Origin of the sequence: Ureibacillus sp. FSL W7-1570 (genome assembly GCF_038593265.1) — a bacterium.
Lineage (GTDB): Bacteria > Bacillota > Bacilli > Bacillales_A > Planococcaceae > Ureibacillus > Ureibacillus suwonensis.
In genome coordinates this window covers 3,264,176-3,280,775 of sequence record NZ_CP151979.1, presented here as the reverse complement: position 1 = coordinate 3,280,775, position 16,600 = coordinate 3,264,176, and the positions used below count along the sequence as shown (strand labels likewise).

Here is a 16,600-nt window from a genome sequence, read left to right as displayed (position 1 = left end):
GATATCACAGAAAATTGATTGGAGTGACGGGGCGACTCCTGCGGGAACAGCCCGAGTCTCGAGACCCCGCAGGAGCGAAGGATTGAGCTCCGAGGAGGCTCGAGCCGGGCCCGCGGAAAGCGTCCCCGGAACGGAAATCAATTTTCTTCAATTATCAAATCGAGTAGGAGGGAGCGATTAACTCCCGTCCTCTCACACCACCGTACGTACGGTTCCGTATACGGCGGTTCAATTAAGATCATTGACGCAAGTTTTCATAACGAGCTTCAAGACTTTTCAGCCCTTGGTTTCTCCAATAGGAGTTACCAAGGGTTCTGTGTAATATTGGACTATTTGAAATACGCCAATAACTCTTCCGAGTATTTCCCCATTCATACGCTTGCCATTGTGGTACGCCAAGTTGAATAAGGTTGCGTATCTTTGTTTTCGGTTTCTTCCAGTTCTTCCATAGACACATTCGAAGTCTTCTACGAATCCATTTATCTAATTCAAGGAATATAGATTTGGTGTCTGCTAACGCAAAATATCCACACCATCCCATTAGATATTGATTCAGTTTCTGAATGCGGTATTCCATCGGGTAGGGCATCTTGCGTGATGTGATTTCACGAACTTTATTCTTCATTCGTTTAAGGCTTTCTTTTGCGATACGAACCTTTGGCTCTTTATGATAGGTAAAGCTAAATCCTAGAAACTTACGTTTCCATGGACGGTCGACCGCTGATTTCTTTTCATTTACTTTCAGTCGTAGTTTTCCTTCAATGAATCGTTGAATGCTTGCCATTGTGCGAAGTCCTGCTCGTTTACTTTTCACGTAAATGTTACAGTCATCCGCATATCGAACGAATTTGTGTCCTCTTCTTTCCAATTCTTTATCTAGTTCATCTAGTACAATGTTAGATAGTAGCGGACTTAATGGTCCTCCTTGTGGAGTTCCTTCTAATGTGCTTGACACCACACCATTAATCATGACTCCCGATTGTAAATACTTACGAATCAATTTCAGTAATGGTTTATCTTGGATTCTCTTCGCGAGTGTACCCATTAATCTGTCATGGTTGACCTTATCAAAGAATTTCTCCAAGTCCATATCTACAACCCATCGATGTCCATCTCTTATATATTCTTTCGCTTTCCTCACCGCATCATGGGCACTTCGGTTTGGTCTAAATCCGTAGCTGTTTTCAGAGAATGTAGGGTCATACACTTTTGAAAGTACTTGGGCGATTGCTTGTTGAATCAAACGGTCTGTTACGGTAGGGATTCCTAGTAAACGAACACCGCCGTCAGGTTTCGGGATTTCGACTCTGCGGACTGGCATTGGTTCATAAGTTCCCTTGAGAATTGCCTCCTTAATAGATAGCCAGTTTTCGACTATGTGCTGTCGTAGGTTTTGTACGGGCATCATATCTACTCCGTGGCTTCCTTTATTCTGTTCTACACGTTTTAGTGCTTGAAGCATGTTCTCCCGTGACAGGATTTGATTCAAAAGCATCGTTATTCTCCTTCCGTGAATAGCTGTTCTCTTTATGCCAGTGGTCACTCCACCCTCCAAGAGGTCCCCCACGGGATTCACCGCTTCCTTCCTCAAGTGAGGTACTACGTTTTCTGTTTTCATCATGACTCACTGAATGCCAAGGGCTATTCTCTCTTAATTGTTCGGTCCTTCTTAGTTGTTCTAGACCAACTAATACTATGACCTCTGCTGACTTCTGACGGTTCAGCTACTTATCACTAAGTAGGTTATGAAGCGTACTTCACCTATCCGCCAGACCTCCCCGGGTAAGTACATGCACTTTCACACCATCTATCCGCCTCATCTACTCGATATGACCTTCGACAGAAAGAGCTTTGTTTTGTTTTGCAAACTCACTCAATCATACCTAGCCTTATATGAGGTTCGTGTTCCTCGGACCGGTGTTTTGCCTCCAGCTTCCTTCAGATTCCGCGTCACCACGGACACCCTTGCTCTTGGCTAACCTCTACTTCTGTCTTCGGGGTTCGGGACTTACACCCTATAGTTCATGTACATGCCGGGCGCACAAAAACACCATTTTTCTCCCGTGAGAAAATGGTGTTTTTTATCTTTTGTCCCAGCCTCTTTCTTTTTTACAAAAAAACCCCATGGCACCTGAATAGTGCCATGGGGTTTTTTCATTCTCACATCATCTATAATCTAATCTGTAAAATACTTGCTTTCTCCTTCCATTCAGAAGGAGCCGAGACTGAATACCATCCTCATGCATATAATTAAAATACTAAATAATCTCTAATTTCTTCATCACTTTTGCCAGTCCGTCACGATCGACATGATCGCCGACCACATCAGCAATTTCTTTTACCTGCTCTTTCGCATTGCCCATCGCAACACCGACGCCGACTGCCTGAAGCATTTCAATGTCGTTTAATCCGTCGCCAAAGGCAATCGCATTTTCAATAGGGACATTCATTTTTTCCAACACTTTATGAATCCCTCTTGCCTTTGAACCGTTTTTTGGCAGAATGTCGCAGGAATACGGATGCCAACGGACGAATTTGACATTGGAAAAGTTTTGATGATAAACCGGTTCTTCCTGTTCTTCCATAAAGATGAGGGTTTGATAGACGGCATTTTCTTTATAGAAGTGGGGATTGATCTTCGGATAAGGATAGCGAAGGGACTTTAAGCTTTGTTCAATCTTTTTGTTTCCGCCTGCCGTCGCAATCATTTTTTTGTCATCAATAAAAACGACCGGATGATCCCGTTTGGAACCAAATTCGATAATTTCCGTCAACTCTTCTTTCGGGACACTGTCGGTAAAAATGACTTCATTTTTATAAACGACATACTGCCCATTAAAAGTGACATATATATCAATCTCCAACTCTTTTAAAATCGGCTCGATCATAAAAGGGGCACGGCCTGTAGCAATCGCAATTTCATATCCGTTTCTTTTCGCTTGAAAAATCGCTTCTTTTGCGGATGGTGGCAATTGTTTCTTACTGTCGTAAAGCGTTCCGTCCACGTCAAAAAACAGCACTTTCTTCATAGTCACTAACCCTTCCAACGCATATTTGTATGTAAATGAAAAATACTTTACATATATATCATTCTACCTTATACTTTTAATAAGGAGTGATGTGCCATGTTGAAAAGACTCAAAAAGAAACTTTTGAGACGTCTCAATGGCATCCTCGGCAAAAAATCAATCGCTTAAGCCCTTCTCCGAAAATGAAGGGCTTTTCTTTATTTTAAAAGATTCCCATGATAATATAAAAGAAAATGCATGTCATTTTCTTTGGGAAATTTTGCTTTTTTTGATTTTATTATTTTAATGATGAATCGCCACTTCACGCAAATGGTTGTGAAAGGAAAAACCATTTGCGTTAATATATAATATTAATTGATTATATTCGTAAAAAGTGGAAAAATAATAAATGCAAAAATGTACGGTTAAAGAAGGAGAGAAAAAATGATTTACAAAGTGTATTATCAAGAAAATCCAGATGAAGTGCCTATTCGCGAAAATACAAAAAGCCTATACCTGGAAGCAGATTCAGAGCGAGAAGTCCGCGAATATTTAAAAGATCGCCGCATTTTGATCGAGTATATCCAATTACTAGAGGGCAAATATTTGGATTACGAAAAAAATAGCCCGAATTTCCGTTTGGAGAATGCATAACCTATATGAAGTTTGTAAAAAATGATCAAACGGCTGTTTTCGCTCTCGGCGGACTGGGCGAAATCGGCAAAAACACTTACTGCGTACAGTTTCAAGACGAAATTATTATCATCGATGCAGGCATTAAATTTCCTGAAGATGACCTTTTGGGAATCGACTATGTCATCCCTGACTACACTTATTTAGTGCGAAATGCAGATAAAATAAAAGGGTTGTTTATCACCCATGGCCATGAAGACCACATCGGTGGAATTCCGTATTTATTGCGTCAAGTCAATGTTCCGGTGTACGGAGGAAAACTGGCTCTCGGGCTCTTGCGCAACAAATTGGAAGAGCACGGATTGCTTCGCCAGACAAAGTTAATCGAAATCAAAGAAGACGATGTGATCAAATTCCGAAAAACATCCGTCAGCTTCTTCAGAACAACCCACAGTATTCCGGACGCATTTGGAATCGTGGTGAAAACACCGCCTGGCAACATCGTTCATACGGGCGACTTTAAATTCGACTTTACACCGGTTGGCGAACCCGCGAACTTGACAAAGATGGCTGAAATTGGTCGCGATGGAGTGCTTTGTTTATTGTCGGACAGCACGAATGCCGAAGTGCCCAACTTTACAATGTCAGAACGGAAAGTTGGCGAAAGCATCCACGATATTTTCCGCAAAGTGGAAGGACGCATCATCTTTGCAACTTTTGCTTCCAATATTCACCGTCTCCAACAAGTAACCGATGCAGCAGCCCAATACGGCAGAAAAATTGCAGTTTTCGGACGATCAATGGATAATGCCATTTCGATTGGCCGGGAATTAGGTTACATTACCGCTCCCAAAGAAACGTTTGTTGACGCTCAAACGATCAATCGACTTCCTGCAAATGAAGTGATGATTTTATGTACAGGCTCTCAAGGTGAACCGATGGCCGCATTGTCGCGTATCGCAAACGGCACTCACCGGCAAATTCAAATTCAGCCTGGAGATACTGTTGTGTTCTCCTCTTCACCAATTCCTGGAAACACAATAAGTGTCAATAAAATTATCAACTTATTGTACAGAGCGGGAGCAGAAGTCATCCATGGATCCATCAACAACATCCATACTTCCGGACACGGTTCCCAAGAAGAACAAAAGTTGATGCTCCGATTGATGAAACCGAAATTCTTCATGCCGATCCACGGTGAATATCGCATGTTGAAAATGCATACAAAGCTTGCCATTGATTGCGATGTTCCACCTGAAAATACTTTCGTGATGGAAAATGGAGATGTGCTTGCGTTAAGCTCAGATGAAGCGTATGTGGCAGGAAGGGTTCCATCCGGAGATATCTACATCGATGGAAGCGGCATTGGTGACATCGGCAATATCGTGTTGCGCGATCGACGCATTCTTTCCGAGGAAGGATTGGTCATCGTTGTGGTCAGCGTAGATATGAAACAGCAAAAAATTATGGCAGGTCCTGATATCATTTCCAGAGGCTTTGTGTATATGCGCGAATCGGCTACGTTGATCAGTGAAGCACAAAAAATGCTTTCTGAACACTTGGCAGAAAAAATTCAGGAAAAATCCCAATGGACAGAGTTAAAAAATGAAATTACGGAAATTTTATCTCCTTATTTATTTGAAAAAACGAGACGTCGGCCAATGATTTTGCCGATTATTATGGAGGTATAAAAAACAAGGCTGCCTGGGAAGCGTTCTTCTCCTTGGCAGCCTTGCTTTATTTCGGTTCTTTGTCAAATGGTGTTGGTGAATAAATTTTAGTTACATTATTTGGTAATATGTAATCGGATGGCTTAGGGGAAATTCGAGGTTCCCCTAAGCTGTTTTTATTTTCGCTAAGTTTTGGGTAATGAATATTCGGTTTCTAAAGTGATAGAAGGATCGATAACCGAAAGAAATGCGTTTAATCACTTTGATTTTGTTATTAATCCCCTCTAAAATGCCGTTGTTATAATCATATTTCAACGTATTCTCCACGTAATTGATGTATTTGTTGATTGTCTTGATGGCGGTTTTCATATAGCTGGAAACGATATTTTGTTTATTCTCTAATGTTTTCTTTAGGAGCTCAAAGTCTTTGATTTTTATGCAATGTTGCACGTATTGATATAACTCATAGGACGCTTTTAATTCAGAATCTAAATCAATGAGATAGTGGAGAATCTCCACCTCACACATATGCTTTTTAAAGCAACGATGATATTTATAGTTCTTATAATCAAGTTTTGTTTGATCTTTCAGAAGGAGCTTCCAGTATTTTTTTAATTTATTGTAATTCTTTTTATCCCGATTCATGACGTTGATGCGTGTTTTGTTTAAAGCTCTGCTAAATAGTTGGAGGATATGGAATTTGTCGAGTACGATTTCCGCTTTAGGGAAAACTTCGTGGATTAAGGAAATATAAGGGCTGTACATATCGATGACAATCGTTTTTACCGCATCTCTCGCCTTCTTGGAATACCGTAAGAAATACTCTTTGAGGACATGTAATCTCCGGTCCTCCACGATATCCACAATCTCCCCCGTTTCAGAGTCGCAGAAAATAAAGGACATCGCTCCAGCTGCGGATTTCACTGATTTAAACTCATCAAAACACAAATGCTTTGGAAGGTAGTGAACATTTGGTTGATAATAGCTATAAAAGCTGTCAATGACACGACTGACAGTGGCATGAGAAACATGATGTTTCATCGCAATATCTTTTTCGGATATTTTATCTTTGGCGTTTAAAGCAATCGCTACTTTAGTATTGTTGGAAATACAACAGTTTTTAGCCACGACGCTCGTTTTTAAAGTAAACGTGGAATGACAATGTTTACAGAAATAACGCTGTTTACGCAATTTTAAGTAGGTATGAAAACCTGAAATGCTAGGCATTTTAATGAGAGACGTTTTAAAACCGTGTTTAATGATTTGAACATCAAAGACATGTCCACAAGCATAACAAGCTTTTGGTTGGTAAGTTAATTGGCCATAAAAGACTTTTGATTGGACCCCTTTAATGAGTTCTTCTGCACAAAAATTTTCATCAAATGTGATATTTTTGTCTTTTATATTGAGTAGGTTTCGTATAGAATGATGGTGAGACATGTGACACAACTCCTTTGGAAAATGTGTTTTGGCGATTACATTTTACCAGAGTTTTGTCACTGTCTCATTTTTTTTTGTTCAAAAAAATTGGTGCTGGTTTATACTCACCAACACCAAATATTATAGAGCCTTTATTTCCAATCCTCATATTCCACAAATAAGAACTACAATATGTCAATCCAAGTTTTAATGGCAGCGGCAGTGATAAGTACAGCCAAAATCATTTTTAACACCTTTGTATCCATTTTCTTCCCCACCTTTGCTCCAAGGGGAGTGGCAGTAATACTGGCGATGATCATAATGAAAGCGGACCAATAATCTATTTGATTGGTTATTATTTTCCCAAAAGTCCCTCCAATAGATGAGATGAAAGTGACGGCTAAACTTGTTGCAATGGTTACCCTTGTAGGAATTTTTAAAATGACTAATAAAATAGGAACGAGCAAAAAACCACCGGCTGCCCCAACAATTCCAGAACCTATTCCGACAATAAATGCCAGGGAAGCAGCCAACCATTTATTAAAAGTGAGGGTTGATATATCATCAATTTCCTTTGTGGGAATGAACATCAATAGAGCCGCGATGATAGCTAACAATCCATAAACAAAATTAATCGCTTCTTCCGAAAAATAATTGGATCCAAAACTTCCCAAAAGACTTCCTGCTAAAATGGAAACCCCCATATATAAAATAAGAGTTTTATTTAAATAACCGTCTTTGCGGTACGACCAGATGCCTGCAAGTGAGGAAAAGAATACTTGGATTGCGCTGATACCAGACACTTCATGGGCAGTGAAAGATGCGAGTCCAAAAAGTGGCGGCAAATAGAGGAGCATTGGGTATTTAATGATGGAACCACCTATTCCAACCATGCCGGAAACAAATGAGCCCACAAATCCAATGCAGAAAATGACAACGGCAAACGTGAATGCCATACTTGATTCACCTGCTTTTTTAGAACTTTTTTTCAATGTATAGCATTCACGTTGAATATCCTATAGGGGGATTCCACTAATTTTTCAGATAATATATTTATTGGCAATGCCGTATTGAATCAGTTCCGCTTTCGTTTTTAAATCCAATTTCTGCATGATGTTTGCTTTGTGGTTTTCCACTGTTTTGGAACTGATGGACAATTTATCGGCAATTTGCAAATTGGTATATCCCAATATGGTTAACCGCACAATTTCTTGTTCTCTGCTTGATAGAACGTCCTTTTTCTGTTTTCCTTTATTTTTAAACCATTTTTCAAGCTGCTCTTTTGGAATTCCAACATCATAATATTTTCTTCCTGAGTAAACCGCCTGAATGGCTTGATATACTTGGTTTGCCTGACTATTTTTTAAAATGTAGCCATCCGCATCAGTTTCAATAGCCTTTTGAATGTAAGCAAATTCATTATGCATCGTAAGCATGACAACCTTGATTTTTGGAAACTCCTTCTTTATCTTTCGAGTGGCTGTGAAACCATCAATGCCTTTTGGAATGGAAATATCCATTAAAACCACATCCACATCCAAACTGTATAACTGTTGCAAACATTCTTCTCCATCGCTCGCTTCCCCTACCACTTCCAAATCACGATAGTTTTCTAATAATAAGGCGATACCCTTGCGGATTAAAACATGGTCATCGACTAGAAAAACTTTTATCATGTATTCGGCCTCCATCTCGGAATAGTAACTTCAACAACGGTACCTTTGTTCATTTCTGAACGAATGGCACATGTACCGCTTAACAAATCAACTCGTTCTTCAATATGTTTTAAGCCGAGTCCCTTGTTTTGAATCGATTTGCGGTCAAATCCGATTCCGTCATCTTCAATTTTCATATGAATGTGCGTATTATTTTTCCGAATAGAGATTTTCACATAGGATGCCTGCGCATACTTGACCACATTGTGCAACGCTTCTTGGGCAATGCGGTATAGATTGATTTCAATAGCCGGATCACATCGGTCAAGCCCTTGGGTTGTTAACTCGAATATCAGATGAGGAGTCATTTTTTTCATATTGTCTATTAAGTTTTCCAAAGCTGCTTTCAATCCCAATTGATCTAAACTTTGCGGACGTAAATTGTAGGAATACGTATACACATCTTCAATCACTTTCCGCAGCTCATTTCGCACTTCTTTTACATAACTGGACAGTTTTTCATTATCCTGCATATACGCTTCAATCGCTTCTAAGGCGACCGAAACCGAGTAAAGTGATTGTCCAACCCCATCATGCAATTCCTGAGCTAATCGTTTATGTTCAGATTCTTTCGCATCAATCAAAGCTTGAATCATTTTTTTATTGAGCGCTGCTTCCTGCGCTTTCAACATGGTTTCACAATCCCTTAATACAAGTAAATACTCATTTTCTCCAGTTTCTACATTTCTATTAATGACCGAAACACTCATTTCCACATCCAGTGTTTTTTTTCGATTTGTTGACATTTGGGACAATATGGACGGAACATCTTCGTTGGCCATTAAATAACAAGACGGGGTTTCTACCCGCCGATTTCTTGTCGTGCAAAAACTGCAGTAAGGAACATAGTCACCAACTTTCCACCCGGTCAGCCTTTTTGCCGCTGGATTCAACATAATAATTTCCCTGGATTCCCTCATTACAACGATTCCATCTTGAATGTGTTCGTAAACCTTTTGGAAGTATTCTGTATGATTGATTTTGTGCAATGAAAACACCTCAATTAAATTACTTTCCGATATCATAATCTCATATGTTTATGATAAAAAAAATATAACAATGGCAGAAAGAATCCCTACAGAAATTGAAAAAAATAAGCAACTGATTCCGTTAAAAAGAGCCTGAGCCTCCAAACTTAATTGAACAAGTTTCGAAAGGCCCAGGCAAAATTTTTACTAGTGTTGTTTATCCATTAATTTCTTACGGCATCTGTTTGAGTTTCTGTTACCCATCTTTCATATCCGCCATCTAAATTCACGACATCTTTAAATCCTTTTGACAATAAAATGCTTGTAGCTATACCCGAACGGGCACCAGAACGGCATTGCATAATAACTTTTCCTTTTGGCACTTCGTCAAGTCTATTCTTTAACGTTCCCAGCATAATGTGCTTTGCTCCATCAATATGCCCTTCTTCATACTCGGATAAATTCCGCACATCCACAATTTGCGCTTTTCCCTCACTTAATAATGTTCTTGCTTCCATTGGTGTAATATTTTCATAACTGCATAACTTATTGGATTGAGACAACATCCCCTTTACATCGGCAAAGCCGGCAATTTTGTCAATTCCAATGGAGCGGAGAGCAATCAGCACTTCTTCAATATCAGTTGGATTCGTCAATACATAAATTGGTTTATTGTAATCGACAATCCAACCTGCCCAAGTGGTGAATGATTGACTCAATGGAATATTGACTGTTCCTGCAATAAAGCCTTTTGAAAAATCTTTAGGGCTTCGGGTATCGATTACTAAGAATCCATCCTTGATCACTTTTTCAATCTCTTTAAGGGAATCGATGAATGGTATTTCCGGTAAGTTTTTAATCAATTCTATTCCGATTTTGTTCACTCTCTTCATAACGGCAAAGTAATATGGTGCCTCAGGCTGTCCCCGAAGTAATTCCTTTACAAATTCCTCTTCATTTTCAATTTTCATTGCCCAGTTAAATTGCTTTTCATAACCTACCGTTGATGATGGAACCGCTCCCAACGCTTTTCCGCAGGCGCTTCCCGCTCCATGTGCCGGCCACACTTGCAAATAATCGGGCAGTTCTTTAAAACGTTGAATGGACTTAAACATTTGGCGTGCCCCAACTTCCGCAGTCCCAGCCATTCCAGCTGCTCTTTCCAATAAATCCGGACGGCCAATATCACCGACAAAAACAAAATCCCCTGTAAAAATGCCAATCGGCTTATCCGCAGCTGCACCGTCTGTTAATAAAAAGGAAATGTGCTCTGGCGTATGCCCTGGAGTATGCATCACTTCAAAAGTAAGATTCCCTAATTTAATAATGTCGCCGTCTTTCAATAGTTGATAGGAAAGCCCCTCTAAATTTGTATATTTCCAATTTTCGTCCCCTTCATCGGAAATGTACAAAGTGGCTCCGAACCGGTCGGCCAATTCCCGGGATCCGCTGACAAAATCTGCGTGAATATGCGTTTCCAATGAACCGACTATCTCCAATTTTTCCTTTCGGGCTACTTCAATATATGGTTCAATATTCCGCATAGGATCAATAACAACCGCCTTGCCATGTTGTTGGCAACCCACCATATAAGAGGCATGGGCCAATTTTTCATCGTAAAAATAACGCAATAACATAGTCATTCCTCCTTATGATTTTTTATTTAATACCGATAAAGTGGCTTGCACATATTGAAGCACCTTTTGAACAGCAGGATCTTTCAACCACTTGTAAATTGTGATTAGTTTAATAGGCTCCTGTGCAGATTCAGCCCGTTGCTGAATTTCTTTTAGCAGGGACATGCCGCTTTTTCCTTTTTCAACAATCGGATGGGCATATTCTTTTAAAGCATCAGTAATATGTTGTGTTGTCGCTTCGTCATGCATTATGGATTGTATAAAATCAAGGATATTTTCAAGTTGCTCAATCATTTTGTTCAGCCTTGGCAATTTCTCCAATAATTCAAGTATTGCTTCCAATGTTTTTAAATTGATATCGTAAGTGCGAAATAATTGATCGTATGGTTGCAAAACCTCTTTATCGGCTAAAATTTCCTTGCCGAAATTGACGTATTGTCCAATTTGTTGTAGTTGTTTTTCATAAGCGGGCAAATTTTTAAGAAAGGAAACAATAGCCTCCTGTATTTCCGGCTGTTCCAACTGATTTTGAACAGATGTATTCACTGTTGGATTCCCTCCAATTTTACATCGTGCCTTTTAACATGCCATTCCAATATAAAACAGGCAACAAGTCTTTTTTCAAAATGTACATACTCGTCCTTTCAACTCCTTGGTCAAAAGGCATTGATTCCGTAGGTTCTTTGGAGTAGTCAAATTCCGCTAAAATCAATTTGTTATATCCTGTTACAATCGGACAAGAAGTATAGCCGTTATAAATCGTTTTTGTCGTTTGATTTCTGATGCTGGCAATCAAGTTATCAACAAGAACAGGCGCTTGCTTTCGTATGGCCGCACCTGTTTTCGAAGTAGGAAGGTTTGCGTTATCCCCCAGTCCGAAAACGTTTTCAAATTTTTTATGTTGAAGGGTATGAATGTCGACCGCCAAGAATCCTGTTTCATCTGCAAGAGGACTTTCTGCAACAAACTTCGGTGCCCCCATATAGGGGGTAACATGTATCATGTCGTATTGGATTTCATCTTTTTTTCCGCTATTTAAATCTTCAAAAATCGCAATTTTTTCATCCGGTTTAATTTCTACCAAGTTATAACAGAAACGGGCATCAATCCCCTTTCTCACCAATATCTTTTCCAACTCTTGACGGTACTTGGCAACATCAAATATGGTTGCGTTTGCTGAACCGAAAATAATTTTGATTTGATCTCTTACACCTGTTTTTCTGAAATAATCATCTGCCAAGTACATAATTTTTTGAGGTGCACCGCCGCATTTTACAGGTGAAGCAGGGTGTGTAAAAACAGCGGTTCCCGATTTGAAATTCCGAATGGTTTCCCAAGTGTAATCAACATGTTCATAAGAATAATTGCTGCAAACGTTTTTCGTACCTAACGCCTCTTTTAATCCCTTAATTTTATCCCAGTGAATCTCGAGGCCTGCAGCCACCACTAAAAATTCATAATGAACGAAATCATTGTTTTCCAGTTGCACTTTATTGTCTTTTGGATAAAATTTCTTAACTGCTTGTTGAATCCAAGTAGCCCCTTCAGGAATTACTGTTTTCATGTCTCTTACAGATTTTTCTTTTTTGTATACCCCACCGCCGACCAATGTCCATAAAGGCTGATAATAATGCTTGCCGGAAGGATCAATTATGGCAATTTGATCCCTCAAAGTCGGCATTTTTCTCAAAAGCTGGGCAGCGACGGTTATCCCACCCGTTCCTCCGCCTACTATTACGATTTTATAAGTCTGATTCTCCATTTTCAGCCCCTTCCTTATCCATCAGTAATTCTCTTATTGTCATGGTATAAGATTGGAGATTTGTAACATATAGGGGAATCCCCCTAATATTTAATATTTCAGAAAATTACGAAGTTTTGTTTTCCATTTCTATTGGAACCGGACAAACAATGCTATGTCATGCTTTGGAGGAAATGCACCGGCGATCGCATGTTACAGACCTTTTTTGTCATCCTTAAATGAAAAAAAGTTATAAAGAATATTCTTATCATTCATTTTTTCATTCAAATCGTTTTATGTATAATTTTTCTAAATATGGAAGGAGTGATGTTCATGGGCACAATGCGGAAAGATCAATGGAATCCATCACTTTATGATGATAAACATTCTTTCGTTTCAGCATTTGGAGATAGTTTGGTCAAGGTGCTGGCACCGAAAAAGGGGGAAAAAATACTGGATGTCGGATGCGGAACAGGAGATTTGGCTTGTCAAATGGCGGATGCCGGAGCAAAGGTTGTTGGGATTGATTCAAGCGAAAAGATGATTGCCAAAGCGAAAGAGAAATACCCGCATCTTTCATTTTACGTAAAGGATGTGACACAACTCGATTTTCATAATGAATTTGATGCCGTTTTCTCGAATGCCGTATTGCACTGGGTCAGACAGCCCGAAAAAGCCCTGACAAATATTTATAATAGCTTAAAAAAAGGCGGCCGATTTGTTGCCGAGTTTGGCGGCAAAGGAAATGTGCAAACGATTTCCCAAGCAATTGATACGCAAATCAAAAAAGCGGGAATCGAAAAAAACATCCCTTTCCCTTGGTATTTTCCGAGCATCGGGGAATATACCACTTTGATGGAACAGGCCGGTTTCCGTGTAATTTTTGCCATGCATTTTGACCGCCCTACACCGCTTGAAGGGGAAGAAGGACTAAAAAATTGGATTGACATGTTCGGAAGTCTGTTTTTCGAAGGCATCCACGAGGAAACGAAACAGCAGATTATTGAAAATGTTGAAAAATCATTGAAACCTTCCCTTTTTGAAAACGGGGTTTGGGTTGCGGATTATAAACGAATCCGTGTCATTGGCATCAAAAAACAATAGATGGGCTTCCCCTCTATTTGTGGAAATTAGAAGACTACGTTACAATAATGACATCGATGTACATACAACGCACGGAGGTAACTAATGAGAAAAGAATTTGTCGTCATCGGATTAGGACGGTTCGGAGGAAGCATCGTGGAAGAATTGGTCCGACTGGGGGCGGATGTGATGGCAATCGACTCTGATCCCGAACGGGTGGAAGATTATGCAAAAATTGCAACGGAAGCGGTCATTGCGGATGCAACGGATGAAGAAGCTTTGAAATCGCTCGGACTCCAAAATTTTGAGCATGTCATCGTCGCGATTGGGGACGATATCCAAGCCAGCATACTGGCAACGCTAATCTTAAAGGAAATGGGAGTGCCGCAAATCACAGCGAAAGCCCAAAACGATTATCATGCAAAAGTGCTGCATAAAATCGGTGCGGACGTCATCGTTCATCCGGAGAGGGATATGGGCATCCGGATCGCCAACAACATGATGTCCAATAACGTACTCGATTATCTGGAATTATCTGATGAATATTCCATTATGGAAATCAAATCCAATGATCGGATTGCCGGTTATTCCATCAAAGATTTGGACATTCGTGCCAATTACGGTATCAACATCATCGGCATCAAACGCGGGGATCACATTATTATCTCCCCTGGGGCTGATGAGAAAATCCTATTGGGCGATGTGTTGCTTGTAATCGGAGCGGTAGTGGACATCAACCGTTTCGTTAATCGGGCAATGACATAAGTGCCTGGCATTTTCGCCAGGCACTTCAATTTAGGATACGATTCAACCGCTGTTCCAACATTTTCATTCCTTTTCCGCCAGCCTGATAGTGGCGCAACAAACCGGAACGGTCAAATACGTAATACGATGGCACATATTCATTTTCAAATAAATCCGATAAGATAAAATCATTATCCACGTAGATTGGCTGTGTGATTCCTAAATCTTTGGCCACTTGTTCAATCGTTTCCAAATCCTGGTCCTCTTCGGAACGGGGCATATGCACAGCCACAACATTCAATTGATTTTTATACTTTTCCCGAAGCCCGTTAAGATCAGGCATCGCTTCTTTACATATATAACAGCTGACCGACCAGAAATGAATTAACGTCGCTTTTTCCCCCAGCAACTCTTCCTTCGTCACTTTACCATTGATCCAGGTCGTTGCACCACCCAACTCAGGCAATGGTGAACGCAGTTTCATCGATTTCCTCCTTTTATTGATAAATCCCCACATTAATTAATATGGGAAAAAACATCACAAAGTTGATTCGCCTGGACGCCAATTGGCTGGGCATAGGCCTCCAGTTTGAAGCGCCTGCAATACACGCAAAACTTCATCCACATCCCTGCCCACATTGTTGTGATGCACCACTTCATATTGAATTTGGCCCAGAGGATTAATAATGAATAATCCGCGCAATGCGACTCCCTCTTCTTCGATTAACACTCCGTACTCCTTGGCCACAGCATGGGTATGATCTGAAGCCAAAGGATATTTCAGTGTACCGATGCCGTTTTTTGTGCGCTCCGTATTAATCCAGGCAAGGTGGGTATATATGGAATCCGTCGAAACACCAATCACTTCCGCTTCCAATTCCTGAAACTCATCATAACGGTCGCTGATTGCCGTAATTTCAGTCGGACATACGAATGTGAAATCCATTGGATAAAAAAATAAAACTGTCCATTTCCCTTCATTTATAATTTTTTCCAAAGAGACTTTACCAAAGGTTTTGTCCGGCATTACCGCATCCAGTTCAAATAATGGTGCCTGTTTGCCGACTAAACGCTCTGCCATGATTGTTTCCCCCCTTATTGAATAATGAAGGTAATACTTTCCTAATTTTTACACTAACAAATGAATGAATGAATTTCAATTTATTTCACAAAACGTCCTTTATTATCATACTGAAAACCCCATAAAAATATATCTCCACAGAATTGTTCCGTTGCGAATCGGTCCACAAATCAGCTGCTTCTCCAAAGAAGCCTTTTGAAATTGAAATTTTAATAAAAAATGTTGCATTCCCTTTAAAATTCTGTATAATCATTATCTGTAATTGTAAACTTAAAGTTTTGTATTAGTAAACTTTCTTACTAAATGTTTAGGAAAAATAAACCGCTTGTTGCTAAAGAGGAGTTTTACTATATGCAAATTGGAAAGAAAATTAAAGCATTGCGCATTAAAAAAGGGTTGACACAAGAAGAGCTTGGTGAAAGAACAGATTTGACAAAAGGTTATATTTCCCAGCTTGAACGTGATTTAAATTCCCCTTCCATCGACACGCTTTTTACCATTTTAGAAGTGTTGGGTTCAACCCCCAAAGAATTTTTCGATGATGATATGGAAGAACAAAAAGTGGTTTACAGCGAAGAAGACCAAACCTCTTATATAGATGAAGAAAAGAAATACGAAATCAAATGGCTGATTCCCACTTCCAACGATAAAGAAATGGAGCCGGTGATTATCACTTTTCAAAAAGGCGGGGAATATAAACAATTTGAACCGTCCCTTTCGGAAACCTTCATTTATGTTTTGAAGGGGCGGATCCGTGTAGTGCTGGGGGAAGAAGAATTTATTGCAAGCGAAGGAAACTCGGTCTACTATGAAGCTTCTAGCAATCACCAAATTTTTAATGCCAATGATGGTGAGTCACAACTGCTTCTTGTAGCAACAGAATCTTATTTATAGGGTTTAG

The 16,600-nt window shown here is 39.8% G+C and carries 16 protein-coding genes; 5 read left to right on the top strand and 11 right to left on the bottom strand.

Features of this window, described 5'->3' with window-relative positions:
* Positions 1–238: 238 nt before the first annotated feature.
* Positions 239–1,495, bottom strand: a complete 1,257-nt coding sequence (ltrA, locus tag NST13_RS16235; protein ID WP_340710142.1) for a group II intron reverse transcriptase/maturase — start codon at positions 1,493–1,495, stop codon at positions 239–241.
* A 763-nt stretch (positions 1,496–2,258) separates the two neighbouring features.
* Entirely contained in the window at positions 2,259–3,029 is a 771-nt protein-coding gene (locus tag NST13_RS16230) for a Cof-type HAD-IIB family hydrolase (protein ID WP_342470035.1), read from the bottom strand.
* 423 nt (positions 3,030–3,452) lie between these two features.
* Between NST13_RS16230 and NST13_RS16225 the strand changes: the two genes are divergently transcribed.
* Positions 3,453–3,662 (top strand): DNA-directed RNA polymerase subunit epsilon, encoded by a 210-nt coding sequence (locus tag NST13_RS16225; protein WP_342470036.1) that lies wholly within the window; start codon positions 3,453–3,455, stop codon positions 3,660–3,662.
* 5 nt (positions 3,663–3,667) lie between these two features.
* Entirely contained in the window at positions 3,668–5,332 is a 1,665-nt protein-coding gene (rnjA, locus tag NST13_RS16220; RefSeq protein WP_342470037.1) for a ribonuclease J1, read from the top strand.
* 144 nt (positions 5,333–5,476) lie between these two features.
* Here rnjA and NST13_RS16215 read toward each other — a convergent pair whose 3' ends face one another.
* From NST13_RS16215 to NST13_RS16185, 7 genes are all read right to left on the bottom strand, one after another.
* Positions 5,477–6,751 carry an ISL3 family transposase gene (locus NST13_RS16215; protein WP_342581080.1) on the bottom strand — a complete coding sequence of 425 codons (1,275 nt, stop codon included), beginning with the start codon at positions 6,749–6,751 and terminating at the stop codon, positions 5,477–5,479.
* 164 nt (positions 6,752–6,915) lie between these two features.
* A complete protein-coding gene (locus tag NST13_RS16210) occupies positions 6,916–7,686 on the bottom strand; it encodes a sulfite exporter TauE/SafE family protein (protein ID WP_342470038.1) in 771 nt (256 codons plus the stop codon).
* An 84-nt stretch (positions 7,687–7,770) separates the two neighbouring features.
* Positions 7,771–8,406 carry a response regulator transcription factor gene (locus NST13_RS16205; RefSeq protein WP_141602986.1) on the bottom strand — a complete coding sequence of 212 codons (636 nt, stop codon included), beginning with the start codon at positions 8,404–8,406 and terminating at the stop codon, positions 7,771–7,773.
* Positions 8,403–9,434, bottom strand: coding sequence for an ATP-binding protein (locus NST13_RS16200; protein ID WP_342470039.1), 1,032 nt, complete (start codon positions 9,432–9,434; stop codon positions 8,403–8,405). Before NST13_RS16200 ends, NST13_RS16205 begins: the two co-directional genes overlap by 4 nt.
* A gap of 203 nt (positions 9,435–9,637) precedes the next feature.
* Positions 9,638–11,050, bottom strand: coding sequence for an MBL fold metallo-hydrolase (locus tag NST13_RS16195; protein ID WP_342581079.1), 1,413 nt, complete (start codon positions 11,048–11,050; stop codon positions 9,638–9,640).
* A gap of 12 nt (positions 11,051–11,062) precedes the next feature.
* Entirely contained in the window at positions 11,063–11,596 is a 534-nt protein-coding gene (locus NST13_RS16190; protein WP_141602983.1) for a hypothetical protein, read from the bottom strand.
* Positions 11,597–11,615: 19 nt separating this feature from the next.
* A complete protein-coding gene (locus NST13_RS16185; RefSeq protein WP_141602982.1) occupies positions 11,616–12,812 on the bottom strand; it encodes an FAD/NAD(P)-binding oxidoreductase in 1,197 nt (398 codons plus the stop codon).
* 312 nt (positions 12,813–13,124) lie between these two features.
* On the opposite strand from NST13_RS16185, the gene NST13_RS16180 reads away from it, so the two are divergent.
* Positions 13,125–13,895 carry a class I SAM-dependent methyltransferase gene (locus tag NST13_RS16180; RefSeq protein WP_141602981.1) on the top strand — a complete coding sequence of 257 codons (771 nt, stop codon included), beginning with the start codon at positions 13,125–13,127 and terminating at the stop codon, positions 13,893–13,895.
* A gap of 84 nt (positions 13,896–13,979) precedes the next feature.
* Positions 13,980–14,639, top strand: a complete 660-nt coding sequence (locus tag NST13_RS16175) for a TrkA family potassium uptake protein (RefSeq protein WP_342470041.1) — start codon at positions 13,980–13,982, stop codon at positions 14,637–14,639.
* Positions 14,640–14,664: 25 nt separating this feature from the next.
* Here the strand turns inward: NST13_RS16175 and NST13_RS16170 are convergent, their stop codons facing one another.
* Positions 14,665–15,102 (bottom strand): redoxin domain-containing protein, encoded by a 438-nt coding sequence (locus NST13_RS16170; protein WP_141602979.1) that lies wholly within the window; start codon positions 15,100–15,102, stop codon positions 14,665–14,667.
* A 54-nt stretch (positions 15,103–15,156) separates the two neighbouring features.
* Positions 15,157–15,699 carry a peroxiredoxin gene (locus tag NST13_RS16165; RefSeq protein WP_141602978.1) on the bottom strand — a complete coding sequence of 181 codons (543 nt, stop codon included), beginning with the start codon at positions 15,697–15,699 and terminating at the stop codon, positions 15,157–15,159.
* A gap of 351 nt (positions 15,700–16,050) precedes the next feature.
* On the opposite strand from NST13_RS16165, the gene NST13_RS16160 reads away from it, so the two are divergent.
* Positions 16,051–16,593: an XRE family transcriptional regulator gene (locus NST13_RS16160; RefSeq protein WP_141602977.1), complete on the top strand. Its 543-nt coding sequence runs from the start codon at positions 16,051–16,053 to the stop codon at positions 16,591–16,593.
* Positions 16,594–16,600: the final 7 nt, after the last annotated feature.

What these genes read in the sequence shown, in the direction of transcription:
- NST13_RS16175 (WP_342470041.1), top strand. Translation starts at nt 13,980, where the DNA reads ATGAGAAAAGAATTTGTCGTCATCGGATTAGGACGGTTCGGAGGAAGC.
- NST13_RS16170 (WP_141602979.1), bottom strand. Translation starts at nt 15,102, where the DNA reads ATGAAACTGCGTTCACCATTGCCTGAGTTGGGTGGTGCAACGACCTGG.
- NST13_RS16205 (WP_141602986.1), bottom strand. Translation starts at nt 8,406, where the DNA reads ATGATAAAAGTTTTTCTAGTCGATGACCATGTTTTAATCCGCAAGGGT.
- NST13_RS16185 (WP_141602982.1), bottom strand. Translation starts at nt 12,812, where the DNA reads ATGGAGAATCAGACTTATAAAATCGTAATAGTAGGCGGAGGAACGGGT.
- NST13_RS16210 (WP_342470038.1), bottom strand. Translation starts at nt 7,686, where the DNA reads ATGGCATTCACGTTTGCCGTTGTCATTTTCTGCATTGGATTTGTGGGC.
- NST13_RS16195 (WP_342581079.1), bottom strand. Translation starts at nt 11,050, where the DNA reads ATGTTATTGCGTTATTTTTACGATGAAAAATTGGCCCATGCCTCTTAT.
- NST13_RS16180 (WP_141602981.1), top strand. Translation starts at nt 13,125, where the DNA reads ATGGGCACAATGCGGAAAGATCAATGGAATCCATCACTTTATGATGAT.
- NST13_RS16160 (WP_141602977.1), top strand. Translation starts at nt 16,051, where the DNA reads ATGCAAATTGGAAAGAAAATTAAAGCATTGCGCATTAAAAAAGGGTTG.
- NST13_RS16230 (WP_342470035.1), bottom strand. Translation starts at nt 3,029, where the DNA reads ATGAAGAAAGTGCTGTTTTTTGACGTGGACGGAACGCTTTACGACAGT.
- NST13_RS16225 (WP_342470036.1), top strand. Translation starts at nt 3,453, where the DNA reads ATGATTTACAAAGTGTATTATCAAGAAAATCCAGATGAAGTGCCTATT.
- NST13_RS16165 (WP_141602978.1), bottom strand. Translation starts at nt 15,699, where the DNA reads ATGGCAGAGCGTTTAGTCGGCAAACAGGCACCATTATTTGAACTGGAT.
- ltrA (WP_340710142.1), bottom strand. Translation starts at nt 1,495, where the DNA reads ATGCTTTTGAATCAAATCCTGTCACGGGAGAACATGCTTCAAGCACTA.
- rnjA (WP_342470037.1), top strand. Translation starts at nt 3,668, where the DNA reads ATGAAGTTTGTAAAAAATGATCAAACGGCTGTTTTCGCTCTCGGCGGA.
- NST13_RS16215 (WP_342581080.1), bottom strand. Translation starts at nt 6,751, where the DNA reads ATGTCTCACCATCATTCTATACGAAACCTACTCAATATAAAAGACAAA.